Here is a 23,511-nt window from a genome sequence, read left to right as displayed (position 1 = left end):
ACTTTCGGCCAATTCCGGCTTCCGGCCGGTAATTTGTGCCTGTCTGCGTCGATCGTTCGCCTATCCCGCACGCATTCGACGCCCTGACCATCCCTGCCGGGCATGGCTTCTTCAATCGCCCCGCGTGGGTGTCTCCGTGGAGCTCGTCTTGGCCGTTTCCCATTCCGTCGTGGACGAACAAGAAACCGACGCCGCTGCCGTCACATCGGGCAGTTCTTTCTATCTGGCGATGCGCATCCTGCCGGCCGTGCAGCGCGATGCGATGTTCCAGGTCTACGCGTTTTGCCGCGCGGTCGACGACATCGCCGACAGCGATCTGCCGCGCGCCGAGCGCAACGCGGGCTTGAATCGCTGGCGCGCGGACATCGACGCCTGCTTCGCCGGTCGCCCGCCGCGCCACCTGGTCGCGCTCGATCGCGAGATCCGCGCGTTCAACCTGCAGCGCGACGATTTCCACGCGATGATCGACGGGATGGCGATGGATGCGGCCGAAGATATCTGCGCACCCGACGAGCCGACGCTCGACCTCTTCTGCGATCGCGTGGCGAGCGCGGCCGGCCGGCTGTCGGTGAGGATTTTCGGGATGCCGGAAGCCGAAGGGATCACGCTGTCGCACCACCTCGGCCGCGCGCTGCAACTGACGAACATCCTGCGCGACATCGACGACGACGCGGCGATCAACCGCTGCTACCTGCCGCGCGAGCTGCTCGAGCGCGAAGGCATCGCGATCACCGATCCGGCGACGATCGTGCGCGATCCGGCGCTGCCGCGCGTGTGCGCGACGCTCGTCGAGCGCGCGCTCGAGCACTTCCGTCAGGCCGACGCGGTGATGGACACCTGCCCGCGTGCGCAGGTGAAGGCGCCGCGCATCATGTCGGGCGCGTATCGCTGCATTCTCGAGGCCGCGATCGCACGCGGCTTTGCCGCGCCGCGCGCGCCGCTGCGCAAGCCGAAGGCGCGCATGCTGATGATCGCCGCGCGCTACGCGCTGTTCTGAGTCGACCGAGGCGATGCCCAGAACCGTCCACGTGATCGGCGCAGGACTCGCGGGCCTGTCGGCCGCGGTCGAGCTGCAACGTCGGGGGCGCCGCATCGTGTTGCACGACGCGCATGCACACGCGGGCGGCCGCTGCCGCTCGTGGTTCGACGGGACGCTGAACACGACGCTCGACAGCGGGCTGCACACGGTTTTCGCGGGACAGCCCGCGACGCAGCGCTACCTGCGCGCGATCGGCGCGGCCGATCAGCTCGCGGGGCCCGCGCTGGCTGAATTCCCGGTCGTGGACATCGCGTCGCAGCAGCGCTGGACGCTGCGTTTCGGCAACGGCCGCTGGCCGTCGTGGCTGTTCGATGCCGCGTCGCGCGCACCGGGCACGACGCCGCTCGACTACCTCGCGCTGGCCCCGCTTGCGTTCGCCCGCACGGGCCGCTCGCTCGCGCAGACGATGCGATGCGACGGCGTGCTGTGGGATCGCTGGCTGCGACCGTTTTTCCTCGGGGTGCTGAATATCGAGCCGCGCCACGCGAGCGCCGAGCTCGCGCGTGCCGCGCTGTGCGGCACGTTTGCCGCGGGCGGCCCCGGCTGCCGCCCGCTCGTCGCGCGCCGCGGGCTCGGCAGCGCGTTCGTCGAACCGGCGCTGCGGATGCTGCAGCACGGCGGCGCGCAGATCCGCCTGAATTCGCGGCTCGACGCGTTCGAATTCGGCGCGCACGGCAATGCGGTCGATGCGGTATCGGTCGGCGGCGAGCGCATCGATCTCGCGCCGGGCGACGCGGTCGTGCTGGCCGTGCCGCCCGAGGTCGCGCAGCCGCTCGTGCCCGAACTCGCCGCGCCCGACACGTTCAGCGCGGTCGTGACCGCGTATTTCGCGGTCGACGCGTCGACCGGCAACCCGCTGCAGACGACCGTCGTCAACGGTGTCGTCGACGCGGTGCGGACCGGCGACGGCCTGCTCGCGGCGACGATCCGCGATGCGGGCCGCTGGCTCGACATGCCGCGCGACACGCTCGCGCGGCGCATCTGGGAAGACGTCGCGCGCGCGAGCGGCGCGAACCCTGAAACCATTCCCGCGTGGCAGCTCGTCGTCGAGCCGCGCGCGGGCTTTGCGGCGGTGCCGTCGCAGGAAATGAAACGTCCGGCCGTGCGTACGCGCTGGACCAATCTTGTACTCGCGGGCGACTGGATTGCCACCGGCTTGCCCGCCACGATCGAGGGCGCGATCCGTTCCGGCCAGCTGGCCGCGGACGTGCTCCAGACGCAATAACGAGAGGGACCGATGAACGATCTCACCGAAATGGCTACCTTGTCCGCCGGCGCCGTGCCGGCAGGCGTCGACACGGCGGTCGCGCGGGCGACCGACGCGCTGCTCGCCGCGCAGCAAGCGGACGGCCACTGGGTCTACGAACTCGAAGCGGATTCGACGATTCCCGCCGAATACGTGCTGCTCGTCCACTATCTTGGCGAGACGCCGAACCTCGAGCTCGAACAGAAGATCGGCAAGTATCTGCGCCGCATCCAGCAGGCCGACGGCGGCTGGCCGCTGTTCACCGACGGCGCGCCGAACATCAGCGCGAGCGTGAAGGCGTATTTCGCGCTGAAGGTGATCGGCGACGACGAGAACGCCGAGCACATGCAGCGCGCGCGCCGTGCCATCCACGCGATGGGCGGCGCCGAGATGTCGAACGTGTTCACGCGCATCCAGCTCGCGCTGTACGGTGCGATTCCGTGGCGCGCGGTGCCGATGATGCCGGTCGAGATCATGCTGCTGCCGCAGTGGTTCCCGTTCCATCTGTCGAAGGTGTCGTACTGGGCGCGCACCGTGATCGTGCCGCTGCTCGTGCTGAACGCGAAGCGTCCGCTCGCGAAGAATCCGCGCGGCGTGCGCATCGACGAGCTGTTCATCGACCCGCCCGTCAACGCCGGGCTGCTGCCGCGCCAGGGCCACCAGAGCGCGGGCTGGTTCGCGTTCTTCCGCGTGGTCGACCATGCGCTGCGCGCGGTCGACGGCCTGTTCCCGAGCTATACGCGCGAGCGCGCGATCCGTCAGGCCGTGTCGTTCGTCGACGAGCGCCTGAACGGTGAGGACGGCCTCGGCGCGATCTATCCGGCGATGGCCAACGCGGTGATGATGTACGACGTGCTCGGCTACGCGGAAGATCATCCGAACCGTGCAATCGCGCGCAAGGCGCTCGACAAGCTGCTCGTCGTGCACGACGACGAGGCGTATTGCCAGCCGTGCCTGTCGCCCGTGTGGGATACGTCGCTCGTTGCGCATGCGCTGCTCGAAACCGGCGACGCGCGTGCCGAGGAAGCCGTGCTGCGCGGCCTCGAATGGCTGCGCCCGCTGCAGATCCTCGACGTGCGCGGCGACTGGATCTCGCGCCGCCCGAACGTGCGGCCCGGCGGCTGGGCGTTCCAGTACGCGAACGCGCACTACCCTGACGTCGACGATACGGCCGTGGTCGTGATGGCGATGGATCGCGCGCAAAAGCTCAAGCAATCGGACACGTATCGCGAATCGATGGCGCGCGCGCGCGAATGGGTCGTCGGCATGCAGAGCAGCGACGGCGGCTGGGGCGCGTTCGAACCGGAAAACACGCAGTACTACCTGAACAACATCCCGTTCTCCGATCACGGCGCGCTGCTCGATCCGCCGACGGCCGACGTGTCGGGCCGCTGCCTGTCGATGCTGGCGCAGCTCGGCGAGACGCCGTTGAACAGCGAGCCGGCGCGCCGCGCGCTCGACTACATGCTGAAGGAACAGGAGCCGGACGGCAGCTGGTACGGCCGCTGGGGGATGAACTACGTGTACGGCACGTGGACGGCCCTGTGCTCGCTGAACGCGGCCGGCCTGACGCCGGACGACCCGCGCATGAAGCGCGCTGCGCAGTGGCTGCTGTCGATCCAGAACAAGGACGGCGGCTGGGGCGAGGACGGCGACAGCTACAAGCTGAACTACCGCGGTTACGAGCAGGCGCCGAGCACGGCGTCGCAGACGGCCTGGGCGCTGCTCGGCCTGATGGCGGCCGGCGAAGTGAACAACCCGGCCGTCGCGCGCGGCGTCGATTACCTCGTCGCTCAGCAGAACGAAGAAGGGCTGTGGGACGAGACGCGCTTCACGGCAACGGGCTTCCCGCGCGTGTTCTACCTGCGCTACCACGGCTATCGCAAGTTCTTCCCGCTGTGGGCGCTGGCGCGCTACCGCAACCTGAAGCGCGCGAACGCGACGCGCGTGACGGTCGGGATGTAACGCGTGGCGACGACGCAGCACAACGGCGCATTGCCCGTCATCGCGGTGACCGGGATGGCGTTCGAGGCGCGCATCGCGCGCGGTGACGGCGTCGAGGCCGTGTTCGCCGCGCGAGCCGACCGGCTCGAGCGGGCGCTGACCGAGGCGACTTCACGCGGTTGCGCGGGCATCGTCAGCTTCGGCACGGCGGGCGGGCTCGCACCGGATCTCGTGCCCGGCGCGCTCGTGATCGCGAACGCGATCGACGGGCCGTTCGGTCGAGTGGCGACCGATGCGGGCTGGAGCACGCGGCTCGTCGCCGCGCTGCACGACACGCCGGTGTGGGCGCGCGTCACGCGCGGCACGATCGCGGCCGTCGGCGCGCCGGTCGTCAGCGAACAGGACAAGGCATCGCTCCATCACGCGAAGGGCGCGCTGGCCGTCGACATGGAGTCGCATATCGCGGCGGCCTTCGCGGCCGCGCGCGGCGTGCCGTTCGCGGTGTGCCGCGCGATCGTCGATCCGGCGTGGCGCACGCTGCCGAGCGCGGCGACGGCCGGCCTGCGCGACGACGGCAGCACGGCGATCCTGCCGATCCTGCGCGAATTGCTGAAGCAGCCGTCGCAGCTCGGCCCGCTGCTGCAAGTCGCCAGCGACGCGCGCGCGGCGCGTACGACGCTGATCCAGGCCCGGCACGCGTTCGAGCGGGCGGGCGCGATGCGAATCGTTTGAGCGGCGTTCGCTGCTGCCTTCTCCCCCCGCTTTTCGGTTTGCCGTTTCGCGCGGACAAAAAAAGAGCGCTGCATGATGCAGCGCTCTTTGCTTTTGCGCGGTCGCCGTGGCGGCGTTACTGCGCGGCCGGGCTGCTCGCGGGCAACGTCGGCATCGCTGGTGCGATGGGCGCGCCGTTGGCGGCCGGCGCTGTCGTCGCTCCGGCCGACGCAGCGGCCGGTGCCGCAGCAGGCGCACTCGCCGGCATCGCGTTATCCGCACCCGGATCGTCGTACTGCGGCAATCCGGGCGCGGCCGGCGCATTGTTCGGCGCCGCGCCCGATGCGCCGCCCGACTCGCCCGGATCCTCGTAGTTCGGCAAGCTGCCCGGCATGGTCGGCGCAGCCGCCGGCACCGCACCGGCTTCACCCGGCTCCGCGTAGTTCGGCGCCGCGGCCGATGCCGACTGGCCGTGATACGTCAGCGACTTGCGCTGTTGCAGGTACGCGTCGCGCACGAACGAATACGGATCGAGCGCGGCCTGCTTCAGCAGGTCGGTCGCACCGAGCAGGTCCGAGCGCGCGCTGATGAACTGCGCGATGTACATCGGATTGCGCGCGGCCGGCTCGATGTAGTTCAGCAGGTTGAAGCGCACGTCCACCGCGCGGCCGACGCCGTCGCGGATCGTGCTCGGCCCGAACACCGGCAGCACGAGGTACGGGCCCGACGGCATGCCCCAGCGCGCCATCGTCAGCCCGAAATCCTGGTGATGCTTCGGCAGCCCGGCCGGCGTCGCGATGTCGATCAGGCCGGCGACGCCGAACAGCGAGTTCATCGCCACGCGCATCAGATCCTGCGTCGCATCGGTGATGCGCAACTGCAGCAGGTTGTTGGCCATGTTGCCGAGATCGCCGAGGTTCGAGAAGAAGTTGCTGATCGCGGTGCGCACGGGCGTCGGCGTGACTTTCTGGTAGCCCTTCGCGATCGGCTGGGCGATGTTCGTGTCGACCGTGTCGTTGAACTTGTACATCGCCCGGTTCATCGGCTCGAGCGGGTCGTTGGGGTTGCGGTTCGGTCCCGTCGCGCAGCCGGTCAGCATCGCGCTGGCGGCGACGGTCGCCGCAATGATTCGCACCTTATTCATTGATTCCTTGCGATTGGTTCTTGGCGCGTTTGACGCGCGGTTTGCCCATCAGGACGGGCTGGAACACCACGGCGCCGATCAGCGTACAGGTGAGGGCCAGCGCGAGCAGCTTGCCCATGCTCGACGTGCCCGGATGGTGCGACAGCCACAGGCTGCCGAAGGCGGTTGCCGTCGTCGCGGCGCTGAACAGCACGGCGTGCGTGAGGCTCGAATGCAGCAGCCCCGTCTGCCCGCCGCGCCACGCCATCACGAAATACACCTTGAACGCGACGCCGACGCCGAGCATCAGCGGCAGCGCGATGATGTTCGCGAAGTTCAGCGACATGCCGAGCACGACGCACATCTCGAGCGTCACGATGCCCGACACGAGCAGCGGCACCAGCGTGCGCAGCACGTCGCCGAAGCGGCGCAGCGTGACCCACAGCAGGATCGTGATCGAGATGATCGACCACAGCGCCGCATGCAGGAACGCGTTGATGATCGTGTCGGCCGAATGCAGGATCGAGATCGGCCCGCCGGTCGCACCCGGCTCCGCGGCCTTCACGGCCTTGGCGAAACGGCGCAGCATCGTGTCGTCGTTCGGATCGACGCCCTTCGGCACCTTCGGCGAGATCTGCACGAGCGCGTGGCCGTCCGGCGCGACCCAGTCGCGCACGATCTGCGGCGGCAGCGATTCGCGCGTGATGTCCTGCGGCTGCAGCAGCGCGGTGAGCTGGCTGAGCGCGATGCGCAGCGTATCGGAGAACGCGCGCTCGGCACGGTCGCGCGTCGCGCTGTCGGCGGCGGCGAGCTTCGCGAGCGACGCGGACAGGTGCTGCGCGGCCGCTGCGCCCGGGCCCGGGTGATCCTCGGCCGCATAGCCGAGCAGGTCGGACACGCGCTTGAGCGCGGCCACGCGTTGCGCGTCGGTCGCGGGCGGCGCGGCCGGCTGCGTCAGCGCGGGCAGCAGTTCGCTCGCGGCCGCGGCGATGGCCGCGCGCTTGGCCGGCTGGTCGGCCGGGATGAAGGTCGACAGCGTGGTCGTGCGGCCGACTTCGGGCAGCGCGTCGAGGCGCTTCGCGGCCGCATCGGCTTGCGTGAGCGACGGCGCGAGCAGCGTGACGTCGTTGACCGCGGCTTCCGGCGAATCCTTCAGCGCGAGCAGCGTCGCCATCGATTCGCTGTTCGGGTCCTTCAGGTGCAGCGGGTTGAAGTCGAAATGCAGGAACGCGAGCAGCGGCAGCGCGCCGATCACGACCGCGAGCGTGCCGATCAGGATCGGCTTGCGATGGCGATCGAGGTAATCGTCGACCGGCGCGAGCCACGGGAAGCCCGGCGTCTTCGATTCGCCCGGCGGCGCGAACAGGCGCAGCAGCGCCGGCAGCAGCGTGAGCGTGGTCAGCAGCGCGACGAACATCCCGACGCCCGCGATGAGGCCGAGCTCGGACACGCCGCGATACGCGGTGGGGATGAACGAGAAGAAGCTGGCTGCCACGGCCGCGGTGGCGAGTGCGAGCGGCATGCCCATCGAGTGCGCGGCGCCGATCAGCGCGTGATCGATGCGCTCGTCGCGGAAGCGTTCCTCGCGGTACTTCACGCCGTACTGGATCGAGAAATCGACGCCGAGGCCGACGAACAGCACCATGAACGCGACCGAGATCATGTTCAGCGAGCCGACCATCGCGAGGCCGAGCGCGGCCGTCACGACGAGGCCGACGAACAGCGTGACGAGCACCGAGCCGATCATCCGCTTCGAGCGCAGCGCGAGCCACAGGATCACGAGCACGGCGAGCAGCGTGAGCACGCCGTTGAGCGCGGCGCCGTCTTCGACCGACGCGAATTCGTCGTCGGCGAGCGGTTGTTCGCCGGTCAGGCGCACGACCGCGCCGTAGCGCTTGTCGAGATCGAGCGAACGGGCCGCGTCGCGGATCACCTGGCTCGTTGCCGCGCCGGCCTTCAGCGCGCCGTAGTTGACCACCGGCTGCACGGTGACGAACGCGCGCGCGGGCTGCCGCGCGGCGTCGTTGTCGACCAGCGCGCGCCACGAGAACGCGGCCGGCTTGCCGGCCAGCACGTCGTCGACCGTCGCGGCGCTGCGCGCGAGCAGCTTCGCCATCGCGGGCAGCTTCACCTGGCCGGTCAGGAGCGGCTGGCCGAGTGTGGTGGACAACGTGGTGGCGAGCCCGGTGAGGCTCGGGTTCTTCGCGAGTTCGTTGACGAGCGGGCGGGCGCTCGCGAGCTGCGCGGTCGTATCTGAGACCTCCTGCGGCGACAGGAACAGCAGCCCGTTGTGCTCGAAGAACGCCCCGCCGCCCGGTTCGGCGACCGGGCCGATACGGCCGGCATCGGCGTCCTTGCGCAGCGCTTCGGTGAGCGCGTGCGCGGCGGCAGTCGCGAATTCGGGCGCGGGCGCCTCGACGACCGCGAGGATCGTGCCGTTGCGTTGCGGGAACGCGTTGTCGACCGCCTTGCTGAGTGCGGCCCATTGCGGCTCCGCATCGACGAGCTTGCTGATGTCGGTGTTGATCTTGAAATGCTGCGCGACGTAGACGCCGCTGAACGCGGCGATGACGAGCGACAGGACGACGACCCAGACGGGGCGGCGCACCGACCACGCAACGAGTCGGACGATGAGAGATGTCACCATGTGGCGGTGGGGAGCGGCTGGCTAGGGCAAAGTAGCCAAGTATACCGGCGCGGCGCGGCGACGGTCGTGACGTTGCGGAGAATCGGGGCGGGAAGGATATTTGCTACCGGCGTCGCAATCGGACCGCGCGGCCGGTTCGTTTGTATGGGGATATTTACATAATCACAGGGGCGATGCGTCGGCACGCCCCCGTGCCCTTGCCGCTGTGACAAACGGCGCTGAAAGGTAACAGTCGGTCACTGCGCGGCAACGCGGCGTCGGGCCCGGTATACTTTGCTCCACCCGGTCGATGCAAAGCGCCGGCCGTTTTTTTCCATCGAGTGCGAAATTCGTATGAAACGTCATCTGTTTGCTTTCGTCGCGGCGGCCGCCGTGTCGGTTTCCGCTTTCGCGCAGAGTGCGCCGGTCGATCTCGTCCGCACGGCGGTCGAGGGCACCGTCAACGCGATGAAGGCCGATCCGGCCGCGCGCGGCGGTGACATGGCGAAGATCACGCAGGTCGTCGAGCAGCGCTTCCTGCCCGTGACCAACTTCGAGCGCACGACCCGCATCGCGGTCGGCGACGCGTGGAAGCAGGCCACGCCGCAACAGCAGCAGGAGCTGTACAAGCAGTTCCGCTTGCTGATGACGCGCACCTATGCCGCGTCGCTCGCGCAGCTCGGCAACCAGGACGCGAAGTTCTCGTTCAAGCCGGGCGGCGCGTCGGGCGCCGACGCGCTCGTGCAGTCGACGGTGACGACGCCGGGCGACAGCCAGTCGGTCGGCTATCGTCTCGGCAAGGTCGGCAACGACTGGAAGATCTACGACATCGACATGTCGGGTGCGTGGCTGATCCAGGTCTATCAGGGTCAATTCAAGAGCCAGCTCGCGACGGGCGGGATCGACGGCCTGATCGCGTATCTGCAGAAACACAATTCGCGGACGAACTGACGGTTGTTGCGCGTAGTTCGGATGCATGGAAGGCGCCTTCGGGCGCCTTTTCTATTCGTAGGTCGGCCGAGCGGTGGAGAGGGGGCGACTCCTGCGCGATGCTGACTTAGCGAATCAGGGCGGCGATCCAGTACGGGAGCGAGTATCCGACGCGTCTCATTGTGCGTTGCCCGTCGGGCGGATGGTTAACGCGATTTCCCGCGAGTCGCGACAATTGCGCCGGCCATTGCGAAAACTAAAATCAATCCGCCCCATGTGACGAAAAATAGATTCGCGATCGCGGGGTTCGTGTCGAAGAGACTTCCCTTGCCATGCAGGACGAATGCTCCGTAAACGTAGAGTGTTCCCCAGCAGATCATTGTCGCGAGCGCTCCACCGACAAGTGCGCCTGCTACTACAGTCACGAGTTTCATTTGACGGGAAAAAACAATCACGAGCACGGTGCTCGTTTCGGCAAGCGAGAGGATTCCATCGCCCCCCAAGGTGAGGTCGATTGGACAAGTATGAAATTCGAGGGTGATGTGCGCGTCCCGGCGCGCCATCCGGGCGCGCTTGCCCTACCGCCGCCGATGCTCGACCGCGAACTTGATCAGTTCGGCCTGTCCTTCGATCTCCAGCTTGCGCTTCAGGTTGAGCCGATGCGTCTCGACCGTGCGTACCGACAGCCCCGTCTGTTGCGCGATCTGCTTGCTCGACAGCCCTTCGGCCAGCGCGTCGAGGATGTCGCGCTCGCGCGGCGTCAACCGGTCCAGCGGCGATGCCATCGCGCTGGCCTGGATCATCCGGGCGGCCAGCCCTTCGCTGAAGAACGTCTGCCCGGCCAGTACCGCGCCGATCGCGCGGACGATCTCGCTCGCGGGCGAATCCTTCAGCAGGTAGCCGCTCGCGCCGGCGCGCACCGCCTGCGTCACGTATTCGATGTTGTCGTGCATCGACAGCATCAGCACGCGGATGCCCGGAAACCGCTCGTGGAATACACCCGCGAGCGTGATGCCGTTCATTCCGTTCATGCCGACGTCCATCAGCGCGAGATCGGGTTCGAGCGACTCGGCGAGCGAGAGCGCCTCGTCCGCGTTGCCGGCCTCGCCGACCACCGACAGGTCGGCCGCTTCCAGCCGCATCCGCAAGCCGTCGCGCACGAGCGGGTGATCGTCGACGAGCAGCAGTCGGGCAGCGGGCCGGGCGGTATCGGGGGCGCTCATGCGTGAAAGTCTCCTGTGATTGGGCGCGTCGTCACGCCGCCCCGGGCAGCGGCACGCTCGCGGCGACGATCGTATGGCCGACCTGCGACGTGATCGTCAGCGTGCCGCCGAGTGCGTCGAGGCGTTCGCGCATGTTGCGCAGGCCGATGCCGCGGCGCGCGTCGGCCTGCGAGCGTTCGGCGTCGAAGCCGCAGCCGTTGTCGGCGATCGTCAGCGTGACGGATTGCGCGCCGACGTCGAGCGTGACCGCCGCGCGCGACGCCCGCGCATGATGCACGATGTTGCTGAGCGCTTCCTGTGCAATCCGGAACAGCGCGGTGTTGACGGCTTCGGGCAGCGGCTGCGTGCCGCTGTGCGCGACCTGCGTATAGCCGATGTCGATGCCGCTTTCGGCGCCGAGTTCGCGCACGAGTTGCTCGAGCGCGGCCGCGAGGCCGAGATCGTCGAGCATCGACGGCCGCAGCGCATGCGAGATGCGCCGGACTTCGCGCAGCGTGTCGCCGAGCCGCCCGACGCCCGACGCGAGCGCCTGCTCGGCTTCGGGCACGCGCGACGTGCCGCGTTCGAAGCGTGCGAGCGCCGATTCGAGCATCAGCTTCGCGGACACCATCATCTGGCTGATCCCGTCGTGCAGTTCGCGCGACAACCGCGCGCGCTCCTGCTCCTGCGATTCGACGACGCGCTGCGCGAGCAGCTTGAGCTTCGCATCGGCGCTGCGCGACTCGCTGACGTTCAACACCAGCGCACACACGGCGATCGCCGCCGCGCCGGTGAGCGCGATCGCGGTGAGCCAGCTCATCGTGCGTTCGATGTTCGCGGACGCGCGCGCGTCGATGCGTTGCAGCGCGGTGTCGACGTCGTCGAGATAGATGCCGGTGCCGACCATCCAGCCCCAGCGCTCGAGCGCGACGACATAGCCGAGCTTCGGCGCGACGCGGCCCGTCGACGGCCGCTGCCAGGCGTAGCGCACGTAGCCGCCGCCGTGCGATGCCGCGCCGATCAGCTTCTGGATCGTCAGCGCGCCCTGCGGGTCGCGCATCGACCAGAAGTTGTGGCCGACGCGCTCGGGCTCGCGCGGATGCATCAGCGAATTGCCGTGCAGGTCGTACACGAAGAAATAGCCGTCGGGGCCGAAATCCATCTTCTGCAGCATCGCGAGCGCCTGGGTGCGCAGCAGCGCGTCGTCGCGCGCATTGCGACCGCTCGCGTCGTAGAGCGGCATGATCGCGCTCGTCGCGAGCTCGACGTAGTGTTTCAGCTCGACTTCCTTGCTCGACAGGTACGCGGCCTGGATCGTCGCGTGCTGAGTGCGCGCGAGCGACGTTGCCTGCTGGCGCACGCCGAAGCCGATGCCGGCGATCGCGAGCAGGAACGGCACGATGGCCAGAAGGAAGATCTTTGCCTTGAGTCTCATGGTGGTGCGAAGCGGCCGCGAACGGGTGCGACCGGTCAGGCGCGGGCTGGCCGCGCGCATCGGCCGCGCGGCGGCGCGGGGGCGTATCGAGCCGATATTGTCGGTGATTTTGCACGCGGACGGCGGCGGCCCGGCCGTTGCCCGTACGCTCAGGCCTGCCGCGATTCGAGATCGTCCGGCGACGTGGCCGCCTGCACGACGATGCGGTTGCGCCCGCCTTCCTTCGCCCGGTACAACGCCTCGTCGGCCAGCTTCAGCGCGGCCTGGATGTTGTCGTCGCGCTCGGGGTAGCTGGTCGTCACGCCGATGCTCACCGTCAGCCGGCCGACCGTGCTGGCGTCGTGCCGGATGCCGAGATCGAGGATGCCCGTGCGGATCGTTTCGGCGATCGTCACCGCGCCGTCCGTGTCGATGTCCGGCAGCACCACGACGAATTCCTCGCCGCCGTAGCGCGCCGCATAGTCGGCCGGCCGGCGCAGGCAGCCGGCGATGCAGTGGCCGACCGCGGCGAGTGCGTCGTCGCCGGCCTGGTGGCCCTGCGTGTCGTTGTAGTGCTTGAAGTAATCGACGTCGATGAACAGCAGCGACAACGCATGTTGCGAGCGTGCGGCGCGGCGCCATTCGCGCGCGAGCGTGACGTCGAGCATCCGGCGGTTGTCGAGGCCCGTCAGGCCGTCGGTGCGCGCGAGCGCCTGCAGCTCGGTTTCCGCGCGATGGCGCTTGCGCAGCTGCACGTCGAGCAGCAGCGACAGGCCGACGAAGCCGATCGCGAGCAAGACCATCGCGGAGCCGATCGGGATCGCACGGTCGTACCACGCGGCGTAGGTGTCCGCTTCCGAGCGCGCGACCATGACGATGAGCGGCAGGCCGTCGAGGTGCCGGAACACGTACAGGCGCCGCACGCCGTCGATCGATGCGGTATCGGCGAAGCTGCCTTCGCTGGCGGTCATGAATTGCCGGAACGTGCTCGCGCGGCTGATGTCGCGGCCGACGATCTTGGGGTCGTACGGCTCGCGCGCGACCATCTTGCCGTCCGTGTTGATCAGCGCAACCGAACCGCGATCGCCGAGCGACAGGCGCGAGAACAGGTTCTGGAAATATTCGAGCCGGATCGACATCACCGCGACGCCGCCGAACGACCCGTCGGGCCGCGTGATCCGCCGGCTCAGCGCGATGCTCGGCGAGCCCCCGCGCAACCGGGAATGATACGGATCGCTGACGTACAGGCCGACGTCGGGGTGGTCGCGGTGCACGGTGAAGTACGGCTCGTTGCCGAAGTTGGCCTTGCGCGGCACGTCGCTCTTGCCGTCGACCGCGATGTCGCCCTTCGCGTCGAGCACGTAGATGCCGCCGAGGTACTTGGCCGTCGTCGCGCGGTCGAACAGCACCTGGCGGCGCAGCGGCATCGGCAGCCTGGTGACTTCGGGGTCGTTCGCGCCTTCGACCACCGCCTGCAGCGACAGCGAATAGATCTCGATGTTGCGTTCGATGTCCCACGACGCCATCAGCGCGAGGTTCTGCTGCATGCTGCGCGAGCGGTCGCGCGCATCGATACGGCCTTCGTACAGGACGATCCCGCACAGGAGCAGCAGGATCAGCGCGATCAGCAGCCCCGTATAGAAGATCAGGTGCGGCAGGAGGAACCGGCGCAGATGAGCGGCGACACGGCTCGTCAGGCCGGATTCGCTGGGCATTGCGTAGTCGGTTTCGGCCATGGTCCGTGGATCGGGGGCATCGTCGCCGGGCGGCGGGCCGATGCGATTGTTCGTATGACTACCGGTGGCGATCCGGTGCGCTGCCCTGCCCGTGCCAGCCTTCCGTTCAGCGGAGAAGACGGGCGCCGATTATCGACGATCGCGGCCGGATAAACCCTGTATTCATAGGTAAACGTCTACTGCAATTCGACGATCCGATGAATCGCGCGATGCGAATTCCACGGAGTATAACGCGCGTGTTTGCGTGCGCGGAAAATGTTGCACCCGGTTGATCGGGGTCAAATTACGGTGTAATCCCGGGCTTGCCAATATCGGCTGAAGCGTTGCCACGCAAGGCTTTGCGGTGTGGCGGAAGGCGGCGCGCCATACGGCCGCGGAAACGGCGGATTAACAGTCAGCAGGCCATTGCACGCGAAAGCCGACGATAGGCGCCGATTATCGGTTTCAGCGATCGGGTGAATGCGAATATGAAAACGGGCAGCCGTGAGGCTGCCCGTTTCGCCAGGCTGGTGTTCAACCGGCGCCCCGGCATGCGGGACGCGCCCGCATGCGCAGGTTCATGCGCCGTGCTGCTGCGCCTTGAACGCGAGCCGGAACCGATGCAGCAGCGGCTCGGTATAGCCGCTCGGCTGCGACGTGCCTTGCAGCGCGAGCGCGCACGCGGCCTGGAAGGCCGTCGACTGGTCGTAGCCGGGCGCCATCGGGCGATAGTTCGGATCGCCGGCGTTCTGCTGGTCGACGACGCGGGCCATCCGCTTGAACACGTCGAGCACGAACGCCTCGGTGATCACGCCGTGGCGCAGCCAGTTCGCGATGTGCTGGCTCGAAATGCGCAGCGTCGCGCGATCTTCCATCAGGCCGACGTCGTGGATATCCGGCACCTTCGAGCAGCCGACACCCTGTTCGACCCAGCGCACGACGTAGCCGAGGATGCCCTGCGCGTTGTTCTCGACCTCGCTCAGGATCTCGGCCTCGCTCCACGCGGCACGCTCGACGACCGGCACGGTCAGCAGCCCTTCGAGCAGCGCGTCGCGCTCGCTGGCATACGGCGTCTTCTCGAGTTCCTGCTGGACGGCCTGTACGTCGACGAGGTGGTAGTGCAGCGCGTGCAGCGTCGCGGCGGTCGGCGACGGCACCCAGGCGGTGTTCGCGCCGGCGCGCGGATGCGCGATCTTCTGCTCGAGCATCGCATGCATCAGGTCCGGCATCGCCCACATGCCCTTGCCGATCTGCGCGCGGCCGCGCAGGCCGGCCGACAGGCCCGCGAGCACGTTGTTGCGCTCGTACGACTGGATCCACGCCGACGCCTTCATGTCGCCCTTGCGGATCATCGGGCCCGCTTCCATCGCGGTGTGCATCTCGTCGCCGGTGCGGTCGAGGAAGCCGGTGTTGATGAACGCGACGCGCGCGGCCGCTGCCGCGATACACGCGGCGAGGTTCACGCTGGTGCGGCGCTCCTCGTCCATGATGCCCATCTTCAGCGTGTTGCGCGGCAGGTTGTACAGATCCTCGATACGCGCGAACAGCGTGTCGGCGAACGCGACTTCGACCGGGCCGTGCATCTTCGGCTTCACGATATAGATCGAGCCCGTGCGCGAATTGCGCTTCGCCTTCAGGTCGTGCAGCGCGCAGAGCGTCGTGACGACGCCGTCGAGAATCCCTTCCGGAATCTCGTTGCCGTCGCGGTCGAGCACCGCGCCGTTGGTCATCAGGTGGCCGACGTTGCGCACGAACAGCAGCGAGCGGCCGTGCAGCGACAGCGTGCCGCCGGCCGGCGTCGTGTATTCGCGATCGGCGTTCAGGCGGCGCGTGAAGGTCTTGCCGCCCTTCGCGACTTCCTCGACCAGCGTGCCCTGCATCAGGCCGAGCCAGTTGCGGTAGAGCTGGACCTTGTCGTCGGCGTCGACCGCCGCGACCGAATCCTCGCAGTCGATGATCGTGCTGACCGCTGCTTCGAGCACGACGTCCTTCACGTTCGCGAGATCGGCGCGGCCGATCGGCGTCGACGCATCGATCTGGATCTCGAGGTGCAGGCCGTTGTGCTTCAGCAGGATCGCGGACGGCGCATCGGCCGCGCCCTGGTAGCCGACGAACTGCGCCGGCTGCGCGAGGTGCACGACGCCCTTCGCGGTTTCGACCGCGAGCTGGCCGTCCTGCACGCGGTAGCGCAGCGCGTCGCGGTGCGAGCCGCTCGCGAGCGGCGCCGCGTTGTCGAGCACGTTGCGCGCGTAGTCGATCACGCGCTGGCCGCGCGTCGGGTTGTAGGCCGCGGTGCGTTCGGCGCCGCCGTCTTCCGGCAGCGCGTCGGTGCCGTACAGCGCGTCGTACAGGCTGCCCCAGCGTGCATTCGCGGCGTTCAGCGCATAGCGCGCGTTCGACAGCGGCACGACGAGCTGCGGGCCGGCTTGCGTGGCGATCTCGCTGTCGACGTTCGCGGTGGCTGCCGCGACGTTCGAAGGGACCGGCACGAGGTAGCCGATTTTTTCGAGGAACGCACGATACGCGGCATGGTCGCGTACCGGGCCGGGGTGCGCGCGATGCCACGCGTCGAGTTCCTGCTGCAGGCGGTCGCGTTCGGCGAGCAACTCGCGGTTGCGCGGCGCGAGATCGTGCACCAGGGCCGAGAAACCGCTCCAGAACGCGGCCTTGTCGATGCCGGTGCCCGGCAGCGCTTCGTTTTCAATGAACTGGCTCAGCGCTGGCGCGACTTGCAGTCCTGCTTGGTCGATCATCGTGATTCCTCCCGGGGAATGAAAAACGCGCGCGTTGGCTGTAGGGCCTGTTCACGCTGATAACGGGCTTGCGCTGGCCCCCAGAAGGGCCGAGCGCAAGGATTGCGACGAGCGAATACTCGACGTATTCGCGAGGAGCATGACGCGGCGATCGGCCCTTCTGGGGCCAGCCCCACGAACGATTTTCTCCAAACAGGGGAACGCGCCTTTCCCCCCGCATGGCGGCGTCGTTCGTCGTTGCAATAGCTACGGCTATCGCGCCTCCACTCTCCTTGCCTGCGCCGGAAGGAAGTCCCCTTGGGGACGGCGCAAAGGCACGTTCGCAAGCCCGTTATCAGCGTGAACAGGCCCTAGGCCACGACGCTTTGTGTACCGGCGCGGGCGATCTGCGCGTCCTGTTCGGACTTTACGCCAGACACACCGATCGCGCCTGCGATCCGGCCGTCGACCGTGACCGGCACGCCGCCTTCGAGCAATCCCGACAGCGGCGCGCTCAGAAACGCGGTGCGGCCACCGTTGATCATATCCTCATACGCCTTCGTCTCGCGACGGCCGAGCGCCGCCGCGCGCGCCTTTTCCTGCGCAATGGTGCTGCTGGCCGGCGAGGCGCCGTTCAGCCGCGCGAAGGCGAGCAGGTGGCCGCCGTCGTCGACGACGGCGATCGACACGGCCCAGCCGTGGTGTTCCGCTTCCGCGCGGGCGGCGGCGAGCATGCGCTCGGCATCGGCCAGTTCGAGTTCGGGTTTCGTTTGCATGGCTTTCCTCCGGAGTCGGCGGTCAGTTGACCGGCCGGGTGTCGACGTGCTCGATCCAGTGGCGCGCGGGCGCGCGGCCCGCGTCGTGCGGATAAGTCTGGCAGCGCATGTCGGCGCTGACAATCAGGTTCGGCTGCGCGGCTTCCAGCGCGTCGGATTCGACGTCGCGCAACGTCGTCGCGAGTTCGGTGGCGTCAGCGGATACGTGCCGCCCGAGCCGCGGCCCAGGTGGCCGTTGGCGACATTCGTCAGATCGAAGCCGAGCCGCGTCGGCCGGCTTTCGGACGCGCCCTTCTCCGCATGGACGGGGTCGGAGCCCAACAGATCGCCGTATTCGTTGACGAAAGCGCCGCAGCCGCTCGCAGTCGGCACGATCGCTGCCGCACCGGCCTCGATCGCGGGCCGCCACGCGTCGACGTTGCGGCTCGATGGCTGGACGCGACCGGGCGGGCTTGGCCGGCGCGGTAACCGCTAGAATTGCGGTTTTAGCCCGGAACACGTCCATGTCTTTTGCCTCGCTTGGCCTGATCGAGCCGTTGCTGCGTAATCTGCAGGGCCTCAATTACCAGACACCCACGCCGGTGCAGGCCAAGGCGATTCCTGTCGTGCTCGGCGGCAAGGACGTCATGGCCGCGGCCCAGACCGGTACCGGCAAGACGGCCGGTTTCGCGCTGCCGCTGCTGCAACGGCTGGTGCAACACGGCCCGGCGGTATCCAGCAACCGTGCGCGCGTGCTGGTGCTGGTGCCCACGCGCGAACTGGCCGAACAGGTGCTGCAAAGCTTCGTCGAGTACGGCAAAGGCCTCGATCTGCGATTTCTGGCCGCCTACGGCGGAGTGAGCATCAATCCTCAGATGATGAAGCTGCGCAAGGGCGTCGACGTGCTCGTGGCCACGCCGGGCCGCTTGCTCGACCTCAATCGCCAGAACGCGGTGCAGTTCGACCAGGTCCAGACACTGGTGCTCGATGAAGCCGACCGCATGCTCGATCTCGGCTTCGCGCGCGAACTCGATGCGGTGTTTGCCGCGTTGCCCGCCAAGCGCCAGACGCTGCTGTTCTCCGCGACGTTCTCCGACGAAATCCGCACGCTGGCGGCCGGCATTCTGCGCAGCCCGGTCGACATCAGCGTCAGCCCGCCCAACGCCACGGCCAGCAAGATCAAGCAGTGGGTCGTGCCGGTCGACAAGCGGAACAAGCCCGACCTCTTCATGCACCTGGTGGCCCAGAACAAGTGGGAGCACGCGCTGGTGTTCGTCAAGACCCGCAATGGCGTCGATTACCTGGCGCTCATGCTGGAGAAAGCGGGCTATGCGGTCGATACGATCCACGGCGACAAGCCGCAGCCCGCGCGTTTGCGTGCGCTGGAGCGCTTCAAGACGGGCGAAGTGCAGATGCTGGTCGCCACCGACGTGGCGGCGCGCGGGCTGGATATCGACGATCTGCCGCTCGTGATCAACGTCGATCTGCCGATCGTCGCGCAAGACTACGTGCACCGTATCGGCCGCACCGGCCGCGCGGGCGCCAGCGGCGTCGCGGTGTCGCTCGTGTGCGCCGACGAAGCGCCGCAACTCGCCGCGATCGAAGCGCTGATCCGGCAGACGCTGCGGCGCGAAGAAGAGCCGGGTTTCGAAGCCGAACACCGCGTACCGGAAACCAGCGCGACGGGCGAGATCATCAAGAAACCGAAAAAGCCGAAGAAACCCAAGGTGCCGCAAGCTGTGCCGGTCGGCAAGCAAGCGCCGGGCAAGAAGCCGCATACGCAAGGTGGCGAAGGCAAGCGCAAGCCTGTGGCGCAGCATGCGAAGCCCGCCGTCGGCACGGGAACGGACTACACCATCGGTAGCCCGTTCAGCGTGCAGAAGCCGCGCAGCAAACCGGCTGGCAAGGCGGCGGCGGGGAAGCCGGCCGGCAAATCGGCGGGTGGTCGGGGCAAGCCCGGCAAACCGTCCAGGTAGCCTGAACCCTTCCCGTTCAATGCGTCTGACAGGGTTGATTCATCCGATACGGCGAACGGAATACGAGCGGTTCGGAACATCACGGCCGGTTTTCTCGTGAGCGACCTGAAACCGACCGCGACAAGGGCTTCCCGGCATGACCGACGATGTGCGATGACTGAAGTGAGAGAGGGAATGACGACGACATTCAACGAGGCGACAACGGCGGCGATCGCCGCGTTTGCCCAACTGGATTTCTACACGGCCGTGCAAGCGATGCGCGCCGAGGCGGATTACGACCATGAACGAGACCAGTGGATCTCGCGCTATATCGACGAGCACGGCGGCGGCATGGACGATGCGGAATACGACGCCTTGCACGCGCGGGCGCAGGCCACCCCGGAATACGCGGAGTTCATCGACGGGGTTCGGCGGGAAATTCGGGAGTACTTCGGCGTGACCGAGGATCAACTGGACTGCATGGTCGTGCTGCGCGAGGACGACAGCGACGAGCTGTGGGCGGAAGTCAACCGGCAGCGGAGCGCGCTGGGAACCGGTGAAGTGCGCGGGGATCTCTGACCACGGGTGACCGTGCGGCTTCGACTCTCGCCCATCAATCAATCTTCTCGCGCAAGTCGTAGCAAGACGTCGGCGAGCGCGCGGATTTTCGGTTGTGCCGCACGTTGGGGCGGATAGACGAGGAAGTAGGACAGGCCGTCTTGAGCCACATCCTCGAATGGTGTCACCAGCGATCCGGCACGGAGCCGGTCTCTTGCCATTCGCGGGTCGCCGATTGCAATGCCGTGTCCTTCCGTCGATGCCGCGAGCGTCAATTCGAGGGTATCGAACACGAGTCCGCGTCCCGCGTCGATCTGGCGTGCCCCGACATGATCGAGCCAGCACCGCCACTCTGCGTGGCTGGGCCCGGGATGCAGCAAATCGACCTGTGCGAGATCGGCAACGGATCGCAGTGAGGGAGCCAATGCGGGCGCGCACATCGGCGTGAGCATCTCGGAAAACAGCGGTATCGCCTCCATGCCGGTCCACTGTCCCGTGCCGCGCACGACGATGGCATCGACATCGGACGTCGTGAAATCCGGCGTATCGTCCGCGGATGTCGAAATACGAAGCTCCGTGCCGCTCATCGCGCGATGAATGTCCGGCAGCCGCGGGAGCAGCCAGCGAACGGCGAACGTGGACGGCAACTTCAACGTGAGCACCGAAGTCGCCCGTGCATGAACGTCCGCGTGCCGGACCAATTGCGTGAGCACGTCGATCGCGACCGACAGCAGTCCATTTCCTTCCGCCGTCAACGTCAGGCCCGATACATGGCGCACGAAGAGCGCGCATCGGTAATGCGTTTCCAGCTGCTGTATCTGGCGGCTCACGGCGCCTTGCGTGCGGCATAGATGATCCGCGGCCTTGCTGACGCTGCCCAGCTGCGCCGCCGCGACGAACGACTGAAGCGCCGCCAACGGCGGTAGCGGCCGCGTCAGGTCGGCCAGCGGGTATGCATGCGCGACATACCCGGGTTGCAAATTTTTCGATTGTTCGGTCATCGGGGCGTCGCTATCGTGCGTGTACCGGATGCCCTGTTCTTGGGAACGAACGGGGTCGTCAACGAATGATCGGAGGATAGTCTTGGGCTCAACGTCGGGATCACTATATACGCAACAGGTTCGCGCCTACCTTCGGGAACTGGAGCGCGGCGATGTCGGCGCCATCTGCGCGCTATTCACGCCGGACGCGCAGGTTTTCTCGCCATTTCTCGGCTGGATGCAGCCTGAGCCCTTCTTTTCGAAGGTCGCTGCCGCGTCGGGAGAAAGCAGGATTACGCCGATCGATATCTGCGTCAGCACGAGTGGCGCTCGCCGTGCGACCGGTTACTTCATCTACGACTGGGGCCTGAAAGACGGTTCGGTGGCGCGCTTCGAGTGCGTCGACGTGTTCGAGTTCGACATCCAGGGGCTCATCGAACGGATGATCATCGTCTACGACACCCATCCGATTCGCAGTACGGTCGGCGACAAGTACGCGTAGCCGAATCGATGTCGAGCAAAGTGGCGCCCAGACGTCCAGGCGCGTCGAAACCGCCAGCAAGCTGCGCATCTAATCGGTTGACGGCGTTGAAGCCTGGATGGCGGGCCAGGGTCGCCAACCGCCATCGCCTCGATCCGCAAAGCATGAAAAAAAGCCCGCCGAAGCGGGCAACCTCACGATGCGGAGGGGGAGATGCGAAAACGCGATCGGCGCGCGCTCAGCCTTTCGTCGCGCCGAACGTGAGCCCCGCGACGAAATGCTTCTGCATCGCGAAGAACATCGCGACCGACGGCAGCGCGGCGAGGATCGACCCGGCCGATACGAGGTTCCACGACGTCGTCCATTGCCCCTTCAGCGCCGCGACACCCGCCGTGATCGGCGCCGCTTCGTCGCCTTGCGTGAGGCACAGCGCCCAGAAGTAATCGTTCCACACGAACGTGAACACGAGAATCGCGAGCGCGGCCAGCGCCGGCCGGATCAGCGGCAGCACGATGCGCCAGAACACCGTCCATTCGCCCGCGCCTTCGATACGTGCCGCCTCGATCAGCTCGAACGGCAACTGCTTGATGAAGTTGCGCAGGAACAGCGTGCAGAACCCCGTCTGAAACGCGACGTGGAACAGGATCAGCGCTTCGACGGTATTGAACACGCCGAGCCGCAGCGACAGGTCGCGCACCGGAATCATCAGCACCTGCACGGGCACGAAGTTGCCGGCGACGAACGTGCCGAACAGCGCGGTATTGCCGCGAAACCGGTAGGTCGCGAGCGCGAAGCCGGCCATCGCCGCGAGCGCGATCGAGCCGATGACCGACGGCACCGTGATCTGCACGCTGTTCCAGAAGTAATGCAGCATCGGCGACGTCGTCAGCGCGTCGCGATAGTTCTCGATCATCGAGAAATGCCGTGGCCAGCCCCAGTAGTGGCCTTCGACGAGTTCCTCGGTCGAGCGCACCGACGTGACGAACACGGCGATCATCGGCAGCAGCCAGATCACGAGCGCGACGGGCAGCGACAGCTTGTACAGCCGGCGCGATATCGGCTTCCAGTGGGCAACGGGTGTCGGAAACATGATGAGTGAGCTCCCGGAAGGTCACTGCTCGTTGCGCAGCATGCGGCGCAACTGGAACACGATGTAGACGAGCATGATCGCGAACAGCACGACCGCGATCGATGCGGAATAGCCGAGCCGGTAGTACTTGATCGCCTGGTCGTACATGTAATACGCGAGCACGGTCGAGCTCTCGAACGGGCCGCCGCCCGTCATCACCGAGATCAGGTCGAAGCTGCGCAGCGCGCCGATCACGGTGACGACGATCGCCATGAAGGTGGTCGGCCGCAGTTGCGGCAGCACGACGTGCCACAGCAGCGCGAAGCCGCGCGCGCCTTCCATCCGCGCGGCTTCGATCTGTTCCGGGTTGACCGACGTGAGGCCGGTCAGGTACAGGATCATGCAGTACGCCGTTTGCGGCCACAGCGCGGCGAACACGATGCCGAAGGTCGCGTAGCGCGCGTCGCCGAGCACCGGGATACCGTGCCCGGCGATGAGCGCGAGCAGCCCGAAGGTCGGATCGTAGAACCACGAGAAGATCAGCCCGACGACCACGCCCGACAGCACGAACGGCGCGAAGAACAGCGACTTCACGAGCCGGATGCCGCCGACCGCCTGGTTCAGGTACAGCGCGAGCGCGAGGCCGAGCGGCGGCGCGAGCATGAACAGCACGAGCCAGATCACGTTGTTGCGCAGCGCCGTGTAGAACGTCGGCGCATGCAGCAGCTCCGCATAGTTCGCGAGACCGACGAAGGTGCGCTCGGTCATCCCGTCCCAGTTGTACAGGCTCAGCCACAGCGTCGACAGGATCGGCCAGACCACATAGACGGCCACCATCGCGCAGGCCGGCGCGAGAAAGAGCCATGCGGCACGCCGTTGCCGCCGCACGGCGGGCGACGGACGGCGCGCGGGCAGCGCGCTGACGGATGAGCCGCGCGGCGGCGGCGCGGTGCCGGCGGGCGGGGGGGACGTGATTGGACTGGACACGGCAAGCCTCCTGAACGGACACGGCGGCGCGCGGCCGCCGGTTG

Annotated in this window: 19 protein-coding genes and 1 pseudogene; 8 read left to right on the top strand and 12 right to left on the bottom strand. The window is 67.5% G+C overall.

All coding sequences use genetic code 11. The features are described 5' to 3' along the window. Positions 1-148 precede the first annotated feature (148 nt). The 4 genes from hpnD to HWX07_RS27460 are packed head-to-tail and all read left to right on the top strand — an operon-like array spanning position 149 to position 4,961. Positions 149-997 carry a presqualene diphosphate synthase HpnD gene (gene hpnD, locus HWX07_RS27475; RefSeq protein WP_175878407.1) on the top strand — a complete coding sequence of 283 codons (849 nt, stop codon included), beginning with the start codon at positions 149-151 and terminating at the stop codon, positions 995-997. A gap of 13 nt (positions 998-1,010) precedes the next feature. Further along, positions 1,011-2,264, top strand: a complete 1,254-nt coding sequence (gene hpnE / locus HWX07_RS27470; protein WP_175878406.1) for a hydroxysqualene dehydroxylase HpnE — start codon at positions 1,011-1,013, stop codon at positions 2,262-2,264. Between the two features lie 12 nt (positions 2,265-2,276). Next, entirely contained in the window at positions 2,277-4,250 is a 1,974-nt protein-coding gene (shc, locus tag HWX07_RS27465; protein WP_175878405.1) for a squalene--hopene cyclase, read from the top strand. A 3-nt stretch (positions 4,251-4,253) separates the two neighbouring features. Continuing rightward, entirely contained in the window at positions 4,254-4,961 is a 708-nt protein-coding gene (locus tag HWX07_RS27460) for a phosphorylase (RefSeq protein WP_175878404.1), read from the top strand. A gap of 115 nt (positions 4,962-5,076) precedes the next feature. Here the strand turns inward: HWX07_RS27460 and HWX07_RS27455 are convergent, their stop codons facing one another. Beyond that, a complete protein-coding gene (locus HWX07_RS27455; RefSeq protein ID WP_175878403.1) occupies positions 5,077-6,084 on the bottom strand; it encodes a VacJ family lipoprotein in 1,008 nt (335 codons plus the stop codon). Next, positions 6,077-8,710 (bottom strand): MMPL family transporter, encoded by a 2,634-nt coding sequence (locus HWX07_RS27450; RefSeq protein ID WP_175878402.1) that lies wholly within the window; start codon positions 8,708-8,710, stop codon positions 6,077-6,079. Before HWX07_RS27450 ends, HWX07_RS27455 begins: the two co-directional genes overlap by 8 nt. Before the next feature lie 333 nt (positions 8,711-9,043). Here HWX07_RS27450 and HWX07_RS27445 point away from each other — a divergent pair, with 333 nt between their 5' ends. Then, the gene (locus HWX07_RS27445) at positions 9,044-9,640 is read left to right on the top strand and encodes an ABC transporter substrate-binding protein (RefSeq protein ID WP_050013460.1); all 597 of its coding nucleotides are present in this window, start codon (positions 9,044-9,046) and stop codon (positions 9,638-9,640) included. Positions 9,641-9,825: 185 nt separating this feature from the next. On the opposite strand, the gene HWX07_RS27440 is transcribed toward HWX07_RS27445, so the two are convergent. The 7 genes and pseudogenes from HWX07_RS27440 to glcF form a co-directional block, all read right to left on the bottom strand. Further along, positions 9,826-10,182 carry a hypothetical protein gene (locus HWX07_RS27440; protein WP_175878401.1) on the bottom strand — a complete coding sequence of 119 codons (357 nt, stop codon included), beginning with the start codon at positions 10,180-10,182 and terminating at the stop codon, positions 9,826-9,828. A 15-nt stretch (positions 10,183-10,197) separates the two neighbouring features. Next, entirely contained in the window at positions 10,198-10,842 is a 645-nt protein-coding gene (locus tag HWX07_RS27435; protein ID WP_175878400.1) for a response regulator transcription factor, read from the bottom strand. A 31-nt stretch (positions 10,843-10,873) separates the two neighbouring features. Beyond that, a complete protein-coding gene (locus HWX07_RS27430; protein ID WP_175878399.1) occupies positions 10,874-12,256 on the bottom strand; it encodes a cache domain-containing protein in 1,383 nt (460 codons plus the stop codon). Between the two features lie 149 nt (positions 12,257-12,405). Then, positions 12,406-13,971, bottom strand: a complete 1,566-nt coding sequence (locus tag HWX07_RS27425) for a sensor domain-containing diguanylate cyclase (protein WP_175878398.1) — start codon at positions 13,969-13,971, stop codon at positions 12,406-12,408. Between the two features lie 557 nt (positions 13,972-14,528). After that, on the bottom strand, positions 14,529-16,703 hold the full coding sequence (locus HWX07_RS27420; protein WP_175878397.1) for a malate synthase G: 2,175 nt from the start codon (positions 16,701-16,703) through the stop codon (positions 14,529-14,531). A 350-nt stretch (positions 16,704-17,053) separates the two neighbouring features. After that, complete coding sequence (locus tag HWX07_RS27415; RefSeq protein ID WP_175878396.1) at positions 17,054-17,458, bottom strand: heme-binding protein; 405 nt, start codon at positions 17,456-17,458, stop codon at positions 17,054-17,056. Positions 17,459-17,480: 22 nt separating this feature from the next. Next, positions 17,481-17,881: pseudogene (glcF, locus tag HWX07_RS27410) on the bottom strand (glycolate oxidase subunit GlcF); the annotation flags it as partial. An 80-nt stretch (positions 17,882-17,961) separates the two neighbouring features. On the opposite strand from glcF, the gene HWX07_RS27405 reads away from it, so the two are divergent. Together HWX07_RS27405 and HWX07_RS27400 are read left to right on the top strand one after the other, a co-directional pair. Further along, on the top strand, positions 17,962-19,413 hold the full coding sequence (locus HWX07_RS27405; protein ID WP_175878435.1) for a DEAD/DEAH box helicase: 1,452 nt from the start codon (positions 17,962-17,964) through the stop codon (positions 19,411-19,413). 174 nt (positions 19,414-19,587) lie between these two features. Further along, a complete protein-coding gene (locus HWX07_RS27400) occupies positions 19,588-19,971 on the top strand; it encodes an ATP-dependent protease (protein WP_175878395.1) in 384 nt (127 codons plus the stop codon). 38 nt (positions 19,972-20,009) lie between these two features. Here the strand turns inward: HWX07_RS27400 and HWX07_RS27395 are convergent, their stop codons facing one another. Continuing rightward, on the bottom strand, positions 20,010-20,951 hold the full coding sequence (locus HWX07_RS27395) for a LysR substrate-binding domain-containing protein (protein ID WP_175878394.1): 942 nt from the start codon (positions 20,949-20,951) through the stop codon (positions 20,010-20,012). A gap of 82 nt (positions 20,952-21,033) precedes the next feature. Between HWX07_RS27395 and HWX07_RS27390 the strand changes: the two genes are divergently transcribed. Beyond that, complete coding sequence (locus tag HWX07_RS27390) at positions 21,034-21,432, top strand: nuclear transport factor 2 family protein (protein ID WP_175878393.1); 399 nt, start codon at positions 21,034-21,036, stop codon at positions 21,430-21,432. 217 nt (positions 21,433-21,649) lie between these two features. Here HWX07_RS27390 and HWX07_RS27385 read toward each other — a convergent pair whose 3' ends face one another. Further along, a complete protein-coding gene (locus HWX07_RS27385) occupies positions 21,650-22,501 on the bottom strand; it encodes a carbohydrate ABC transporter permease (protein ID WP_027806696.1) in 852 nt (283 codons plus the stop codon). Between the two features lie 21 nt (positions 22,502-22,522). Further along, positions 22,523-23,467: a sugar ABC transporter permease gene (locus HWX07_RS27380; RefSeq protein ID WP_175878392.1), complete on the bottom strand. Its 945-nt coding sequence runs from the start codon at positions 23,465-23,467 to the stop codon at positions 22,523-22,525. Positions 23,468-23,511 lie beyond the last annotated feature (44 nt).

The organism is Burkholderia sp. BCC0097, assembly GCF_902832985.1.
Lineage (GTDB): Bacteria > Pseudomonadota > Gammaproteobacteria > Burkholderiales > Burkholderiaceae > Burkholderia > Burkholderia orbicola.
The sequence above is the reverse complement of the archived record's forward strand: the minus strand, read 5'-3'. Positions and strand labels throughout refer to the sequence as shown.